At 38.0% G+C, this 18,579-nt stretch carries 9 protein-coding genes; 4 read left to right on the top strand and 5 right to left on the bottom strand.

Translation table 11 applies throughout. The annotated features are described in order from the left end of the window. The first annotated feature begins 60 nt into the window (after positions 1-60). On the top strand, positions 61-1,596 hold the full coding sequence (gene rny, locus ACYIB7_RS10980; RefSeq protein ID WP_103983783.1) for a ribonuclease Y: 1,536 nt from the start codon (positions 61-63) through the stop codon (positions 1,594-1,596). 192 nt (positions 1,597-1,788) lie between these two features. On the opposite strand, the gene ACYIB7_RS10975 is transcribed toward rny, so the two are convergent. The 3 genes from ACYIB7_RS10975 to ACYIB7_RS10965 are packed head-to-tail and all read right to left on the bottom strand — an operon-like array spanning position 1,789 to position 6,785. Then, positions 1,789-2,301, bottom strand: coding sequence for a lipid-binding protein (locus ACYIB7_RS10975; RefSeq protein WP_103983784.1), 513 nt, complete (start codon positions 2,299-2,301; stop codon positions 1,789-1,791). 41 nt (positions 2,302-2,342) lie between these two features. Beyond that, positions 2,343-3,821 carry a SusD/RagB family nutrient-binding outer membrane lipoprotein gene (locus ACYIB7_RS10970; RefSeq protein WP_103983785.1) on the bottom strand — a complete coding sequence of 493 codons (1,479 nt, stop codon included), beginning with the start codon at positions 3,819-3,821 and terminating at the stop codon, positions 2,343-2,345. 24 nt (positions 3,822-3,845) lie between these two features. Further along, on the bottom strand, positions 3,846-6,785 hold the full coding sequence (locus ACYIB7_RS10965; RefSeq protein WP_103983786.1) for a SusC/RagA family TonB-linked outer membrane protein: 2,940 nt from the start codon (positions 6,783-6,785) through the stop codon (positions 3,846-3,848). Between the two features lie 791 nt (positions 6,786-7,576). On the opposite strand from ACYIB7_RS10965, the gene ACYIB7_RS10960 reads away from it, so the two are divergent. The 3 genes from ACYIB7_RS10960 (at position 7,577) to ACYIB7_RS10950 (ending at position 13,544) form a co-directional block, all read left to right on the top strand. Further along, complete coding sequence (locus tag ACYIB7_RS10960) at positions 7,577-10,732, top strand: SusC/RagA family TonB-linked outer membrane protein (RefSeq protein WP_480337060.1); 3,156 nt, start codon at positions 7,577-7,579, stop codon at positions 10,730-10,732. 13 nt (positions 10,733-10,745) lie between these two features. Beyond that, the gene (locus ACYIB7_RS10955) at positions 10,746-12,212 is read left to right on the top strand and encodes a RagB/SusD family nutrient uptake outer membrane protein (protein ID WP_103983788.1); all 1,467 of its coding nucleotides are present in this window, start codon (positions 10,746-10,748) and stop codon (positions 12,210-12,212) included. A gap of 153 nt (positions 12,213-12,365) precedes the next feature. Next, complete coding sequence (locus ACYIB7_RS10950; RefSeq protein ID WP_103983789.1) at positions 12,366-13,544, top strand: site-specific integrase; 1,179 nt, start codon at positions 12,366-12,368, stop codon at positions 13,542-13,544. Between the two features lie 55 nt (positions 13,545-13,599). Here the strand turns inward: ACYIB7_RS10950 and ACYIB7_RS10945 are convergent, their stop codons facing one another. Together ACYIB7_RS10945 and ACYIB7_RS10940 are read right to left on the bottom strand one after the other, a co-directional pair. After that, complete coding sequence (locus ACYIB7_RS10945; protein ID WP_103983790.1) at positions 13,600-15,132, bottom strand: RagB/SusD family nutrient uptake outer membrane protein; 1,533 nt, start codon at positions 15,130-15,132, stop codon at positions 13,600-13,602. A gap of 25 nt (positions 15,133-15,157) precedes the next feature. Continuing rightward, the gene (locus tag ACYIB7_RS10940) at positions 15,158-18,277 is read right to left on the bottom strand and encodes a SusC/RagA family TonB-linked outer membrane protein (RefSeq protein ID WP_317044662.1); all 3,120 of its coding nucleotides are present in this window, start codon (positions 18,275-18,277) and stop codon (positions 15,158-15,160) included. Between the last annotated feature and the right edge of the window lie 302 nt (positions 18,278-18,579).

The raw sequence follows: 18,579 nt of genomic DNA, 5'->3' as shown, positions 1-18,579 counted from the left end.
TACCGTGTAATCGTAGTGCTTTTTTTGTATATAAAATAATGAATTAAAATTATTAGTTAAATGGGAGTGTATATAATCATATCAATGGTAACCTTCTTAGTAGGAGGATTACTAGTATGGGTTGGTATGCGTTTCCTTTTGAAGTCCAAGTATGATTCCATACTTCATGAGGCGGAAAAGGAGGCTGAGGTAATAAAGAAAAATAAATTGCTTGAAGTAAAGGAGAAATTCTTGCATTTAAAGGCTGATCTGGAAAAGCAAGTATCTCAACGCAATGCTAAAATCCAATCTGTAGAAACAAAACTGAAACAGAAAGAACTGACAATCAATCAGCGCCAGGAAGAACTTCAACGTAAGAATTCGGAAGTTGAAGTTGTAAAAGAGAATTTGGCATCTCAATTGGAAATCATAGAAAAGAAAAAGCAGGAACTTGAAAAACTTCATCAAAAAGAGGTAGAACATCTGGAAACTCTTTCCGGATTATCGGCAGACGAAGCAAAAGAACGCCTGATAGAATCGTTGAAAGATGAAGCAAAATCCCAGGCAGCTTCCTTTATCAGCGAGATTGTAGAAGAAGCTAAAATGACGGCTAATAAAGAAGCCAAGAAAATAGTAATACAATCTATTCAACGTGTGGCAACGGAAACTGCAATAGAAAACTCTATTACTGTTTTCCATATAGAATCAGATGAAATAAAAGGACGTATAATTGGTCGTGAAGGTCGTAATATTCGTGCTTTGGAAGCTGCAACAGGTATTGAGATTGTTGTGGATGATACTCCGGAAGCAATTGTCCTTTCCGGCTTTGATCCGGTTCGTCGCGAAATAGCACGTTTGGCTCTGCATCAGTTAGTACAGGATGGACGTATTCATCCGGCACGCATTGAAGAAGTTGTGACGAAAGTGAAAAAACAGGTTGAGGACGAAGTCGTTGAAACCGGTAAGCGTACTGTAATTGATTTGGGCGTACATGGTTTGCACCCGGAACTGATACGAATGATAGGTAAAATGAAATACCGTTCGTCTTACGGTCAGAATTTGTTGCAGCATGCCCGTGAAACAGCGAATTTATGTGCAGTGATGGCTTCTGAGTTGGGTTTGAATCCGAAAAAAGCAAAACGTGCAGGATTGTTGCATGATATAGGTAAGGTGCCTGATGATGAACCGGAATTGCCACACGCAATATTGGGTATGAAGTTATGTGAGAAATATAAAGAGAAACCGGATATTTGCAATGCTGTAGGTGCTCACCACGATGAAGTGGAGATGCAGACGTTGCTGGCACCTATTGTACAGGTTTGCGATGCTATTTCCGGTGCTCGTCCAGGTGCTCGTCGTGAGATTGTTGAAGCTTATATCAAACGTTTGAACGATCTGGAACAGCTGGCGTTGTCTTATCCGGGTGTTGTTAAGACTTATGCAATTCAGGCAGGACGCGAACTTCGTGTTATTGTAGGAGCAGATAAGATTGACGATAAAGACACCGAAAACTTATCTACCGAAATTGCAAAGAAGATTCAGGATGAAATGACATATCCGGGTCAGGTTAAGATTACGGTTATCCGTGAAACACGAGCTGTAAGTTATGCTAAGTAATAAGTAAGACCGGATTTGGTTTTAGTAAAATAAGAAAAAAAGATCGTCTCGGTATTGGGGCGATCTTTTTTTCTTTATTGTTTATGTTTTTGTCCAATGCAGCAATATTTCCTGAATAATCGGATAGGTAAATAATAAAACAGGGCGTTCCCGTTGTCGGAACGCCCTGTTTTGTTTAAGAGAGAGAGTGTGTTAGTAATCTTCGCCAGCCCAACCGGTCTTACGGAAGCCTTTAATTGTTAATGTTTCTCCCGGGTACTTTGAATTTGTCATTGTAAATTCGATAGCATCTGCCTTGTGTCCTGTAGGAGTGTCGTAACCATTTAAAGTAACTTTACCGTTAGTAACAGAGACTGTTGATGCAGATGTTGCTCCGTCTTGTGAATCTACCAGATTCTGGATGTTTTCTCCGCCGAAATCTTTTGCTGCTACGTTACAGTTTACTTTACTAAGAATACCATAATTATTTGCTGCAGCCCCCATTTTTATCCACATTTTATCGGTCGCGTTGTCAGAGGTGTTATACGTATTGCAGGTTACTTTTTCTTTTATAGCCTGACCGCTTGCATCGTAAACGTTTACAACCCATTCTCCGCATAAAGGATAGATTACGGAATATTCGGTTTCGTAATCACCATAAGTTTCACATGCAGTAAAAGTGATTACTGCCAGTAATGCTATTAATATCTTTTTGATCTGTTTCATATTGATTCTCTTAATACATTAATAATAACGTGCTATATTTGTTACTTATGCCACCATTGTTTTTCCTGCAAAGGAATTACTGGAGGTGTGTTTGTGTTATAATCAGATGAGCCTTTTGGGTAAAGCAGACGACGAGGATATTCGCCGGCTCCCAGAGCTGAACCGATACAAGGTGTCAGATTTCCCCATACATACCCTTCTTCATCGGGGAAAGTTGTTCCCAGCGCAGGTATTCCGGTGCGATTGATGTCGAACCATGAATCCCAAGCCTGGCAACGGGTTGCAGCAATCCACTTCTGAGTCAAGATGCTTGTTAGCATAGATTGTTGATCTTTGCTGTTGAATGCATAAGCACCACCGTCTGCAATGAAAGATGAAGCGTCTTTGCCCCAACGTTCGAATGCTAAAGTAACACCTTTGTTGTAGTTTTCTTTGGCTTTATCTGCGTTGCTCAGGCGGGTATAAGCCTCAGCTTTCAGGAATGCAACTTCTGCAGCAGACATTAAATAAACCGGATCGGTTGGCTCAAGAACAACGATAGATACTTGGTTTGTCTTTAGCTCTGTAGGCCTGTCTCCGCATTTTAATGAGGTTGTGCCGGATCCATCTTCATTAGGATTAAAGAAGTCATTTAAACGGGGATCGTTGAATTTTTTCATGTATTCGCAAAGGGTTGCACATGCGCGAATGTTGTTATTGGTATTCAACTTACGGCGGTCGTTTTCATACAACGGATTTGATTTGTTTTCCAAATCCATGAAGAGATCCATTTTTGCATCGACTGTCAGCAAATCATTTTCATTCAGCAGAGATTCTATGGCTGCTTTATTGGCATTGAAATCTCTCATCAACAGTTTTAGTTTCAAACTCTTTGCAAAAGAAACCCATTTAGACATGTCCGTACCTTTAGAGGTTCCAAAGATGTAGTCCTGAGTTGAAAGAGATGGAAGAGATGGGGCGGATAACTCTCCGGACTTAGCGATAACTTCGTCCAGCATGGCAATTAATCCGGGATAAACAACTGTTTTACTGTCGTCAAATTTCGGATTCAAAATACCTTCATCGGCTTTTAATGCTTCAGTGAAAGGGATAGACCCGTATGTGTCGACCAGGAAATGATAGTTGAAAGCCATCATAACCTTTGCTGCCGCCCAATAATTCCAGGCTTTTTCTTCTTCAGCTTTCTTTATAACCAGGTCAAGATCGGGCAAAGATATTGAATAAGGGATAGACCATAAACGTCCATCTGCCGAGTTGGTGATACTGTAATTGCAAATAGTGTTATATTGGTTTGATGTTTGCCCTTGCATATAATGCTGAGACCACATGCCGCCATACAGTTCATAAATGCTACCTAATACGGAAGCGGTTGATGCTATACCGGAAGGAAGCAGAGATGTATAAGATACTTCTGCCGGATAGTTGGGGTTATCGTTTATATCCAGATAATCGCTGCAGGCTGTGTTAGACAGAAGCAGACAACTAATCAACCCTGTATATAATAAATTCAATCTTTTCATATTGTCTTTTATTTATCTAGTTACTTAAAATGTTACTTTCACACCACCACCAAATGTGCGTGTTGTTGGAGCAGCTGCAAATTCACCAAGTTCAGAACGGATATCGTTACCATAGTTGGTTGATTCGGGGTCTACAAAGTTGTTCTTTTTAGGTGTCCACATAAATAAGTTACGTCCTATTAAGCTTACTTGTAATGCTGTCAACGGAGTTTTCTTAATTATACTTTTAGGGAAACTATAAGATAAGGTTATTTCTCTTAATTTCAGATAGTCTTTTGGTAATACCCAATTGCGGAACTGGTCTTTGTTAGATGCATTATTCCAGTAATTGTACATGTTTGAACGGCTAACAGGTATATTGTTTTCTACATATTGTCCGTTCACAACTTTTACGGAATTAGGAATAACGAATGACTGGCGATCGTTATAAGCAGTCATCGTTGAGTTTCCGGAGAAGGTCAGCAATTGTGAAGTATAAGAATAGAAATAGCCGCCATTTCTCCAATCGAGAACTGCACCTAAAGTAAATCCTTTCCAACTCAGACGTGTGTTAAAGCCCATCAGGAAGTTGGGGGTAGAAGAACCGATAATGTCCTTTTCTCCGGCAGCAATCTGGGGAAGACCAGCACTTGTAACAATGACCTTGCCGTCATCCGTTGTTGCAACCTTTGGCACTTTGAATATACCTAAAGGTTCGCCTACCTTGGCAACAAGGTCTACATCATATCCACTCTTCAATACATATTCGTCTACACCGTCCCAGAGTTCTTTTACTTCACTCCAGTTTTTTGTAAATGTAGCTCCAATTTCCCATTCCCAGTCTTTTGTCTGGATAGGAATAACACTGAATGCAATTTCTACACCGTGATTGTTAACCTTACCCACATTACGGGTCATACTCGTGTATCTGGTTTCGGGAGCTAAAGCGGCAGAAATAATCTGGTCTTTTGTATCCTTATTATAATAAGCGATATCGAAATTGATACGGTTGTTCCACATGTGGGTAGTTAAACCAAATTCCAATTCGGTTGTTGTTTCGGGTTTCAGTCCCGTGTTGGGCATGACATTGTATTCAGTCATACCCATTGTGCTGTTGATAGGCAGGTATAAACTACCAAAGCCTAAACTGACTTGTGTCGGGATATAATAACTGGATGTTCTGTACACCGGTGCATCATTACCTGTTTTACCCCAGGCTGCACGAACTTTCAGGAAGTTCAAAGCATCACTTTGCAGTTCAGGGAACAATTCGGTTAAAATTAAAGAAGTATTTAAACCTCCGTAGAAGAAACTGTTTTTACCTTTAGGTAATGTTGACGACCAGTCGTTACGCAATGATGCATTAACAAACCAGAAGTTCTTATATCCAAATTCGGCTTGAGCGAACAAACCGATCAAACGGCGGTTTTCTTCACGGGTTGTTGTAATAGGTTTGTCTGCTCCATTTTCCAGGTTGAACCAATCTTCTTGTTGTAATCCGTACAGATACGAATCTATATAAGAGAATGTACGGGTGTTTAAGTTCCATCCAATCAGACCATTAATATTTATGTCTTCTCCAATTTTGTAATCGGCATTCAAATAGGCTGTAGCATCGATTTGTCCGCTGTATTCGCGGCGTTCGGTATAAGATCCGGCTTCTTCTTTCTTTCCGCCTATACTACTCCAGGAACCGGGAGAGTAGGTTGCTTTCTGGTTCCATTTTTGTTGACGGGAATTTGAGAAATCACCTCCTAAACGTCCTACGGCTTTTAAACCTTCCATAATATCAAATGCAACTTCTATCTTACCGTAAATGCGGTCGTCTTGAAATTGATTTTTGTTGTTTGCCAATACCCAATACGGGTTTGTTGCGTAAGCCGTATAGAAGTTATCCGTATTATAGTACGGGTTATTGTAATCTTTCATGTCAGAGATGCTTACATCGGTAGCATGCTGAAGAATTTCCTGGAACATGGTTGCACCTTGTCCGCCTTGTCCTGTACTAGGACGGGTAATGTCTTTGCGAACATAGTTGAAGTTAATTTCAGAATAGAAACGTTTGTACTTGGCATTACCTCTTAAAGAAATAGTGTTACGTTGATACTTGTCGGCGTCCATCGGCATTACGCCTGTAGATGTTACATTACCGTATGAAGCAACCAAACCCAGTTTATCATTACCCATACGAACGGAAACGTTGTTGTTGGTTTCAAAGCCTGTTTGATAAAAATCACGCATGTTGTTTTCTACATAAGAGAATGGCTTTGTTAATGGTGTCAGATTCCCTGGTGTTCCGTCAGAGAATGCACCCCAAGCGTGCTCACGTCCGTCTAATACGGGACCCCATGAACCGTTTTCCATAGGGCTCCAGTCCGGCCAACCCTGACCGAATCTGTTTTGAGTTTGCGGAACGCGTAACACATTAGACCCCATGAAAGTTCCGTCGTAAGTTACAGTGAGTTTTTCTGAGCTGGCGCGTTTGGTTGTGATCATAATCACACCGTTTGCTGCACGCGAGCCGTATAGTGCTGTAGCGGAGGCACCTTTTAAAACTGTAACAGATTCTACATCTTCCGGGTTAATATCATTTGCAGCATTACCGAAGTCTACAGTATTATTTAGTGCTGTCGATTCAGTACCACTGCCGGAAAATTCGTTCATAATAGGTACACCATCAACAACATATAAAGGTTGGTTAGCATCAAAAGAGCTGATACCACGAACGATAACCTTTTGTGCAGAGCCGGTACCTCCGGCATTTGTGATGTTAATACCGGCAACTTTACCAGTCAAACCGGTCATAACAGAACCGGATTTTGCTGCTACCAGATCGTCACTTTTGATGGTAGAAGCTGCGTAACCCAAGGCTTTTTCCTGCTTTTTCATACCGATTGCAGTAACTACTACTTCTTCAATGTTCTGCGATCCGGCTTGTAAAACAATGTTTAAGGTTGGTTGAACAGGGACTTCGCGAGTTATCATACCAACATAAGAGATCACCAGAGTCTTTGCAGAACATAATTAGTTTTTGCAGAACAAATTTTTTCATATCGTATAAAACTATTATCTGATTATATTTTGCTTATTTCTTCCTTGCTTTTATTTTCAGCACTCAGACAATTTAGAGAAAAGTATAGGAATATATATTCATTTAAGCTTGCTCAAAATTAATTTCCACCTGGCTAATAATTAATTTTCACCTAGGGCGAAATTAATTTTGACCAGGGACAAAAGAATAAATATATAGGATCAGGTACTTAAAAAGTCCGTATGATAAAATTAATATAATGTATAGCATGAATTACTTCATAAGCACAGAAATAAATATGGATTTACTCTGTGAAAATAAGACATAATGTAAATTCTAATTTTTTTGGAAACAATCAAGTAGAAATACAGATTAAATATAGGTATTTGATATATCTTCTGATTCTGAAGGATTATAGCGCCTTGCTTTATTAATTAATAGAATATAATATTTACATATCCATTCGTTTTTATATGTGAATTATAAAGATTAAAAATAGACAAATTTAAGACTAAAATATCCCGGTATTTGTGATTTTTAAAAATGATGCTTTATTATAAAAACCCTATATTCCTTGTATTTTAGTAATTAAAGCCAACTTTGTTTGTATTTTTATGTTAGATTTTTATTGTTGTAATAAATTTATTATTACATTTGCCTCATTCCGATTATTTAATATTGCTTTAAATATAAACATCAAAGATTGCAAATTAGTTATTCATAAGTTAAACAAAAAAGTGTGTCTATGAAAAGGTTGACTTATCTTTTATTATGCCTAATGTTAGGTATTGGATTGGCGACTGCTCAGACGACGAAAATAACAGGTACTGTTATTTCGGCAGAAGACAGTGAACCAATTATTGGAGCGTCTGTAATGGTAAAGGGTACTACTACTGGTACTGTAACGGATTATGACGGTGCATTTACTCTAAATGTACCAAGTTCTGCAAAGACTCTGGTAGTTTCATATGTCGGAATGGAAATGAAGGAGCTTCCAATCCAGCCTCACATGAAAATAGTGTTGAATAGTTCGTCCCAGGCATTGGATGAGGTGATGGTTGTTGCTTACGGAACAACAACGAAGAAATCGTTTACCGGTTCTGCGTCTGCGGTAAAAGCAGATGATATCAAGCAAATTCAATCGGCAACAATTACAAATGCGCTGGACGGACGTGCAGCTGGTGTACAGATTGTTTCAAAAACAGGCCAGCCGGGTGAAAACCCAACAGTTCGTATACGTGGTATCGGTTCTATTAATGCAGGAAAGGATCCTCTTTATATTGTAGATGGCGCTACTTACGATGGCCCGATCAGTACATTGAATTCTGCTGATATTGAGAGTATGACTGTGTTGAAAGATGCGGCAGCAAACTCTTTGTATGGAGCTCGTGGTGCCAATGGTGTAATTCTTATTACAACGAAAAGAGGCAATAAAACCAAATTAGGTATTAATTTGGATATGAAATGGGGAGTAAACAGTCGTTCGGTTCCTGAATATGATATGATAACCGATCGTAGTGTTTACTATGAACAATCTTGGAAAGCGCAATACAATAAATTGATTGCTACAGGAATGAGCCCGAGTGATGTGGTATCAACTTTAGGAAGTGATGATCCGGCAAACTCTTTACAAGCTATTTTAGGTGGATATAATAATTATAATGTGCCCTGGTCTGAATTAATAGGAGCTGATGGCAAAATAAATCCTAATGCCCGTTTGTTGTATACCGATGACTGGAGCAACGCTTTGTTTAGAAATTCTTTGCGTCAGGAATATAACTTCAGTCTTGGTGGCAGTGACGACAAGCAGACTTATTTCATCAGCTTAGGTTATTTAGGAGATGAATCTTATGCAAAAGGTTCAGGGTTTGATCGTTACAGTGGTCGTGTACGTTATGAAAGAAACTTGACCAAATGGTTAAAAGCCGGTGCAAACCTGGCTTATGCCCATACAATACAGAATTATCCGACAACATCCGGAGGTTCATATGTAAACTATTTCCAATGGACTCGTAATATTGCTCCTATTTATCCGGTTTATTTGCATGATCCTAAAACAGGTGCAATTATAAAAGATAAAAACGGCAAAGATATTTACGACTATGGAGATCAGGGACAATATGGTTATTCTCGTCCTTATGCAGGAGCTTCAAACCCTGCAGGTGTCTTGGATTATGATGTTAACCGGATCACACTGGACAATGTATCGGCATCTGCATTTTTGGAAGCAGAAGTTTATGACGGCTTGTCTATTCGTGGTAACTTTGATGTGAATACTACCTATAAAAACGGTGCTTATTTAACGAATCCTTTATATGGTGATGCTGCAGCTAATGGTGGTTATGTTGAACAAGAAAATCAGAAATGGTTCTCTTATACAGGTTCTGTATTCTTAAACTATAGAAAGACATTTGATAAACTGTCTGTTGAAGGTATGGGCGGTATTGAAAGCTACAAGAAAGAATGGAATTATCTGTATGGTCAGAAAAGAAATCTGGCAACAATTTCTGCCCCCGACTTTTCTAATGCCGTAGTTTATGCTGAATTATCCTCTTATTTAAAGAAATATAGTGTGACGGGTATATTGTTCCGTGCAAACTTATCATATGATGATAAATATTATTTAAGCGCCAGTTTCCGTCGTGATGGTTCCAGCCGTTTCCACCCTGATAACCGTTGGGGTAATTTTGGTTCGGTTGGTGTGTCTTGGCGTCTCGGACAAGAGGGGTTTTTGCAAGATGCATCATCTTGGCTGAATGACCTGAAAATAAAAGCAAGTATTGGTACACAGGGTAATGATAATTTATATTATGCAAATGGTACGGATATAAATTATATTCCTTATATGGATCAATATGAAGTGGCTAATAATAATGGAAATGTATCTGTTAAGCAATACTATGTAGGTAATAAAGATATTTCATGGGAAAAGAACCTGAACTTTAATATTGGTTTTGAAACTACTATGTGGGATCGTTTCCATTTCAATCTGGAATATTTTTATAAGAAAACAACAGATATGTTGTTCTATAAGCCGGTGGCTGTTTCAATCGGTATTTCTACTTTACCGGTAAACTTAGGTAAAATGAGTAATAAAGGTATTGAAATAGAAACGGATGTGGATATTATAAAAACAAGAGACTGGAGATGGAACGTAGGACTGAATTTTACTCATGTGAAGAATACAATTCTTGAATTGCCGGCAGAAAACCGTAAAGAAGGAATACTTGGACAAGGATATACAAAAATGGTTGAAGGCGGTTCCATTTATGATTTATATTTACCCGAATATGCAGGATTGGATGAAAATGGTAAGGCAATGTGGAATGTATATAATGAAGATGGTACATTGAAAGGCACTTCTATCGTTAACTCTGATGCTTATACAAACACAAGCCGCCGGAAAGTAGGTTGTGCCATTCCTGATTTAACAGGAGGTCTTTCAACTTCTTTATCCTGGAAAGATATTGATTTGTCTGCTTTGTTCAGTTATCAGATAGGAGGGGATGTATATGATGCTATTTATGCATCTACTATGCAGATGAGAGAATCGGGACGTGGTATGCATAAAGATTTGCTCAATGCCTGGACACCGACGAATACTAATACATCTGTTCCTGTAATGTTGATGGGATATAAAGATGCCAACGGTATTTCGGATCTTTATCTGACCAATGCCTCTTTCTTCAATATCCGTAATATCACTTTAGGATATTCGCTTCCGAAAAAATGGTTGCGCACTTTGACTATTGATAAGCTAAGAGTTTACTTTGCCGGTGATAACCTGGCGTTGTTCTCACATAGAAAAGGTTTGGATCCTCGTCAATATGATTATGGTACATCAGAATTTAATTATTCCCCAATCCGTACGATTTCTTTCGGTATTAACGTAACGTTATAAAAGATAAATAATTATGAAACTCAAATCAATAATATTATTAGGGACATTTGCATCCTTCTCTCTTTCTTGTTCTGACTTTTTGGAACCGGAAGATAATGAATATGTAAAAGGAGATCAGTTGCAGGAAACTGTAGACATGAACAGTGATGCCATTGTACAAGGCGTTTATTCACGTTCTGTTCAATACGGTTTTGGTGCATCCAGACATGATGATTTCGGACAGCGGTCTATTGATATCTCATGCGACATGATGACTGAAGATATAGTTCATTATACCAATAAACAGTGGTTTTCTGCTGACTATAATTTGGATAATCGTGCGGCAACGTATACTCGTTCCTTGCGCCAGTGGAAGTATTGTTATGCTCAGATTCGTGATTTGAACAGTATAATAGATATATATCCGAATGATAATGAATTAAATGAAGAACAACGTCATTTAAAAGGCGAATCATTGGCATTGCGTGCGTTTCATTATTTTACGTTGGTGAATATATATCAGAAAGCTGGTAAATGGGCGGATGTAAAGGATCTTCCCGGCGTGCCAGTCTATACTACCGTAGGTTTGGAAGGTAATCCGCGTGGCAAAGTATCTGATGTTTATGATCAGATTAAAGCAGATTATACAAATGCTATTGCTTTACTGGAAGGCGACGATTATGATAAAACCCGGGTAGGACAATTAGCTGCTAAAGCATTATATGCACGTGCCGCTATGTATTACGAAGATTATGCAACAGCTGAAAAAATGGCTTCGGATGTAATAGCTGCTACATCTTTAATGTCTACAAGTGATTATACGGCAGGGTTTGCAGATATGGCAAATATAGAATGGTTGTGGGCAGTTGATGTAACATCTGAAAATACAACAAGCTATGCGTCATTCTTTTCTATCATGGATAATCTTTCACCGGGATATGCCGGTAGTTTGGGGCAGTATAAATGTGTAGATAGACGTTTATATGATGCTATTGATGCGAAAGATATTCGTAAACAGTGTTTTAAAGACGGAACATATAAGATTCCGTATATGCAGTTTAAATTTGTAGACCCAAGTAAGAAGTTCCTGGGCGATTTGGTTTATTTGCGTTGTGCAGAGGCTTATTATATTAAAGCGGAAGCTCAGGCAAGGCAAGGGAATATCAGTGGAGCACAAACTACATTGAACACAATTTCTGCAGCACGTTCAACTGATGGCGAATGCCCGTATAAATGGTCTGCCAACGTTGATGAATTGATAAACCAGATATTTTTACATAAACGTATTGAATTATGGGGTGAAGGTCAATCTCTCTTTGAGTTTAACCGTTTGGAAAAAACAATAGATCGTACTTATGCGGGAACAAATCATCCAAAAGGCAATATTACTGCAGAAGGTGGAGACCAACCGGTTCCATGGAGTTCAAAAATAAGGGTGATACAAATCCCAACCAAGGAAATTGAAGGTAACCCTGAAATTTCGGAAACAGATCAGAATTAATAATCTTGTATTATATCTAAAGAAAGAGGCGCCAAAAAGGAGGCCTCTTTTTTTTTGTCTTTTAATTTGTTGATAAACTTTTTACTAACCTTTTTATAGACAAAGAACATATTGTTGTTTCTTCGTGTTCTTAATTAGAAAATATTGTGTATCATGGAAAAAGTTATTTACAATTTGGTATTTAATCGGAAAAAAAAGTTGAATGCGGAAGGGAAAGCGTTGATTCAAGTGGAGGCTTATTTGAATAGGCAAAAAAAGTACTTTTCTACAAAAGTATATATTAGGCCTAATCAATGGGATAATAAAAGAAGAGCAATTAAAAACCATCCGAATATGGAGGCTTTAAACCAATATCTTTATAATTATATATTTGAACTGGAAAGGATAGAACTGGATGCTATGCACGGAGGAAAGGTTTTTTCGTTGAAAGATTTAAAGGAAACACCCCGGCAAATAGTGCCAACCTCGTTTTCTTCTTTTATGAAGGATGAAATTATGCACAGTAATCTGAAACCATCTACTCTGAAGAACCATATGTCTACATTGCATGTGTTGTCTTTGTATCAGAATGAGGTAACTTTTAATGAATTAAGTTTTAATTTTTTATGTGATTTCGAATATTTTCTGTTGAAACATAAGTATCATAGAAATACTATTGCTAAACACATGAAGCATTTGAAGCGTTATATCAATCTTGCAATAAATAAAGATATATTTGATTTACAAAGATATCCCTTCCGAAAATATAAAATTAAATATATGGAAACAAAACGTACTCATCTTACACCGGAAGAATTAAATAGACTGGAATGTCTGAACTTGTATGGGAGAGGAACTTTGCAGAGAAGTCTTGATATGTTTCTGTTTAGCTGCTATACAGGGTTACGTTTTTCAGATGTGGTAAGTATTACAAATGCAAATTTTTTGAGTATAGATGATAAGTTGTGGCTTATATATTCGTCGGTTAAAACGGATGTGAGTGTACGTCTGCCACTTTTTTTGTTATTTGACGGGAAATCTATACCTATTTATGAAAGATATAGAAATAACACGAGGGCATTATTTAATGTCCCTGTCTCGGCAAACTCTAATATCAATAAACAATTACGTAGAATATGCCAACTTGCGTCAATTGATAAACGAATCTCTTTTCACGTAGCAAGACATACAAATGCTACGTTACTTTTGTATAATGGAGCTAATATTACAACAGTTCAGAAGCTGTTAGGGCATAAAAGCGTACGTACAACCGAAATATATAGTGATATAATGGATATGACTATTGTGAGAGACTTGGAAGAAATAAAATTAAAGAGAGATATAGGAGGGTAATAAAACAGAAAAGGATAGAATTTTTATTCTACCCTTTTCTTATAATTTTTTCCGATTAAACGTTTGGCATCGGATTATTGTCTGTTTCAGAAATACCTCCGTTGTTTTGAATTTCTGTACGAGGGATTCTTAAATTGAAGATCGGATCTTCTGCAGGGAAATCAAACATGGCATCATCGTTATGATTTGTACCTTCATATTTGCGGATGATAGGTTTCTTTAAACGTTTCAAATCAAACCATGCAAAACCTTCGCCCCATAACTCGATACGACGTTGAACCCAAACTTCATTTTGCATTTCAGCAACGCTGTTTGCTGTACATTTGTAGTCCGGTTGACGAGTCTGAACGAAGTCTTCCAAAATCGATTTGGCTTGCGGAAGGTTTCCGCTCATGGCATAACCTTCTGCTGCAATCAACAGCATTTCTTCCGCACGCATATAGCATAAATCGTTGAAATTGTTACCTTCTGTATCGTAATAACCGAACTTCAAATTGGCATATTTGGGTAATTTTACCATACCTGCTCCAACAACGAATACCAAACTGTCGGATTTGCACCACCAGTCTTTACGGGCATCAGTGTCTGGTATCTTATTAAATAATTCAGAACTGATGTTTTTATACATTTCACCGGCGGTTGCATAACCGTAAGCTGTTGAGCTAACGTGTGATGTGAAATTGGTAATACCTCCTATGGCAATGCTTGATTGTGAAGTAACATCAGAAGACCACATCCATGATGGATTGTTGTCCATACTAACAAAGCCTTCCTTAAGCCCGGCTTTATCCATTACGGGAAATCCTGCAACGGCTTCTTCGGCAGCCTCGGCAGCTTCTTTCCATTCTTCTTTACACAAGTGTACACGAGCTTCAAATCCTTTAGCTACTGCATAATTAATATATACGCTAGAAGGCCTTTCCCATCCTTTCAATAATTCGCATGCTTGTTTCAAATCGTTTTCGATTTGTGCATAAACTTCGGAAACTTTTTTACGAGGATTATTATTTAACTGTTCGGAAGTCATATCTTCTGTAACGATAGGTATTCCGGGTGCGTCTTCATGGCCTTTGTAAGTATGTTGATACAATTGAACTAAAACGTGGTGGGCAAATGCTCTCATTGCATAAGCTTGTCCTCTGGCTGCCAACATTTCCGGATCTTCTGTATCTGAAACAATACCAGTTAATACGTCATTTGCCGTACGGATTAGTTTGTAAAAATAATTCCAGTGACGTGCTGCTTCCAGGAATTCATATCCACGGTTAGAATATTGATAGTCGTCATAATACCAACCGTAATTGGATGTATATTGAACCATATCATCCCCCCAAAGTTCCATAGAGAGGGCTGTTGCCATATATCCGAAGTCGTTATGACGTTCTTCTCCATTTTCTCTTTCTAATGAGTTAAACTGGATCATGAAGGCATTCATACCGTTTACTAATGCATTCGGATTAGGATTTTCTTCTAATTGTCCTTCTGTTACACGGTCTCCCGGATTTGCATCAAAGAAATCCTCGGAACAGCTGCTGAATGACAGTGCCGTTGTTGCAAGTAATGCAATTATATAATATTTTTTCTTCATTTTTTTATTTGTCTGAGATTATGGATTAAAATCTAACCTGCAAGCCTCCTGAAATAGTACGGATTGCTGCATAGTTATAGTCTGATTCACCAGACCAATTCTGGCGTGGGTCAAAACCTTTGCGTTTAGATAATAAAGCAACGTTATCTGCTACAAAATAGAAACGGACAGATTCAAGTTGAAGTACGTTTATCCATGTTTTAGGCAACGTATACCCTAATGTGATGTTTTGCAGGTTCAGATAAGATGCATTTGTGAAGAAGCGGCTTGAATATGTATTAGCATATTGTTCGGCATTCTGGACTCTCGGCACATTTGTATTTGTGTTTTCTGGTGTCCATGCTTTTAAAATATCGTTGTGCCAGTTTTGTCCTTCACTTCCGGAGCTCATCAGGTTTGCATAAATTCTGTCGTAACCTTTACCTCCTATCTGATAGCTTAAATTTACAGATAAGTCTATGCCATGGAATTGTACGGCAGTGTTGAAACCTCCATAAATAGCAGGCAGGGCAGAACCTAAATTGTAATCTGTTGCATCGCTATAAACTTTGGTTGTTGTTTTTCCTGTTACATTGCCGTTTGCATCAGTAACATCTTTATACCACATTGCGCTTCCATCTTGAGGATCAACACCTGCGTATTCTTTCAGGTAATAATCATAGATAGAACCACCTTCCATCATACGGAAGTTGCCTGAAACAATACCCGTCTCTTTTCTTTCAGGAGGTAAAGACAAAATCTTGTTTTTATAGTGTGTTGCATTAACTCCCATTGTCCATTTGAAGTTATCTTTTTCCATAACAGTTCCGCTCAACTCGATTTCGAAACCGATGTTACGCATATCTCCGATATTGTCAGGATAACTCTTGTTTCCTGTAGAGAATGGTAAGGGACGATAGAATAACAAATCTTTTGCAGTTCTTGTAAATACGTCGATACCTCCGTTCAAACGTCCTTGGAATAACATAAATTCAAAACCTGTATTGAAGTTGTAGTTTGTTTCCCACTTGATATCTTTGTTTCCTTTATAGTTCCTGACAACAGCGATCTTACCGGCACTGTTTACTACCTGGAACTGGTCCATATACGGATAAAGGATTTCTTCACCATTGAATAACAAACCGTCATTACCTTGAGAACCGTAGCTGATTTTGTATTTCAAGTTATCGATCCACTCAACATCCTTTAAAAAGTTTTCTTGGTTTAATCTCCAAGATGCGCCTAAAGACCAGAAGTTACCCCAACGATTGTCCGGATGGAATTTAGAAGAAGCATCACGACGATAGCTGGCAGAGAAATAGTATTTGTCATTGTAGTTATATTCAATACGTCCCAGGTAACCTTCTGTATTGTATTCAGTTGTACCAGATCCGGTGTTAGGATTACTGATAGCCTGATCTAACTCGCTGGAAGAAGGGAAAATGAAATTGTTCTTAGAACCCCACAAGTATTCATATTTACGTTGGTAGTTTTCATGACCTAGCAGAACATTAAAAGAATGTAGTCCAAAAGAGTGTTCCCATGTTAATGTTTCCAACATATTCAGACTTTGGGTCTTTTCGTTCTGTATTGTAGAAATACCATTTTGAGCTACAAACTGTCCGTATTGTCCGTTTTGATAAACCAATTGACGTTTGCTATAGTTTTCCATACCACCACGAACCGTAAGTTTGAAGTCCTTTAAGAAAGAAATTTCAGCAAAAAGGTTTCCTGAAAAGTTTTCATTCTTAAACTTATTCTGATCCAGATTTTGTGTACCCAATGGGTTGGACATGGACAAGATAGGACGTTTGTTTGTGCCTGTTCCATAATCGTATACAGGACGGCCGCTTTCTTCGTATAATCTGTTTCCTTCGTTATCGTATCCATAGATCGGATAAATAGGAGCAATGACACGGGAAGCATAGAACATGTTTACACCGGAAGTTGCATCAAAATCAGGAGAGTTTTGTTCTGCCTGGGCATAAGCTAAGTTACCACCAACCTTGAACCAGTCATTAACTTGTTGTTCCAAACGAAGACGAGTAGAGAAACGGCTGAAATCGGAATTAACTATATAACCTTTATCATCCAGATAACCTAATGATATATAGTAGCTGGTTTTATCGCTAGCTCCGCTGATATTCAGGTTATATTCCTGACGTAAACTTGATTGGAACAATTCTTTTGCCCAGTCATCCTTATACATGATTTTTGCATTAGGGTTAAATTTTCCAGTAGTAGGGTCAATAACTTCAGTGTTGCCTACATTGGTGATGTTATAACCTAATTTTTTAATTAAGTTATTGCTTGCATATTGACCCGGATTTTCGTTGCCTAAGCTGACTGCCTGATTTTTCAGTGCAGTCCAGTAAGTTTCGTAATAAGTAACGGGGCTGGTCATAATGTCATATTCGGGAATAGCACGGGAGTTAGCTCCTAATTTCATGTCAAATGAAACTCGTGCTTTACCGTTTTTACCTTTTTTTGTTGTGATCAGAACTACACCATTTGCACCACGTGCACCGTATAATGCGTTAGAAGCAGCATCTTTTAGTACGGTCATTGATTCAACATCCTGTTGGTTAATAGAGTTTAAGTCTCCATCATAAGGTACACCATCAACAACGATTAACGGATCACTGGAAGCATTGATAGAGCCTATACCACGAATACGGATTTTTGAGCCTTCACCTGGCTGGCCGTTACTATTGGTTAGCTGTACACCTGCAACCTGACCTTCCAAAGCTTTGGTAATATCAGATGTTTGGATTTTTGCCAGATCCTCACTTTTTACAACAGATGCAGAACCGGTAAATGAACTTTTCTTAGCAGTACCATAAGCTACAACCATAACTTCATCCAAATTATGTGCTGAAGTTTCTAAAACAATTTTCATTGTCGGTTTAATCGTTTCTTCTTTAGTTGTCATACCGACATAAGAGATTTCTAACGTTTTAGCAGAAGAAGGAACTGTAAGTTCGAACTTTCCATCAAAATCTGTAACTGTACCTGTTGTGGTACCTTTCACAATGACAGAGGCGCCAATAATCGGCTCTCCATCTTCGGCAGATGTAACCGTACCGGTAACCTGCTTTGTTTGAGCACTTGCTATACCTATGCTCATCATCAAGCACAGTAAAGCAAAAGTCAACTTTTTCATCATAAACACACTCTATTATTTGTTAAACTTATATATAAAATAGCTATCTGTAATTCTGTTGGAATTAGTTCTATCAGAACTATTTAATTATAGATTCAATCTATATTGTAATGGAGTGATTATGAATTGCAAATAAGAAATAATGGATTGTACTATCAGAACCTAAATATATAATTAGTATCAAATTGGGTTTACCTTTATTTTACGAGGTATATAAATTATGAAAAAAGCACTCACCTGATATTTAAGAACCTTATCTATGATAAAATAAACAAATAATCACGTTCCATAAAAAACTATCAAAA

It is taken from the genome of Parabacteroides sp. KHUB-03, from assembly GCF_056640975.1.
Note: the sequence above shows the minus strand (reverse complement) of the source record. Positions and strands in the feature narration are given on the sequence as shown.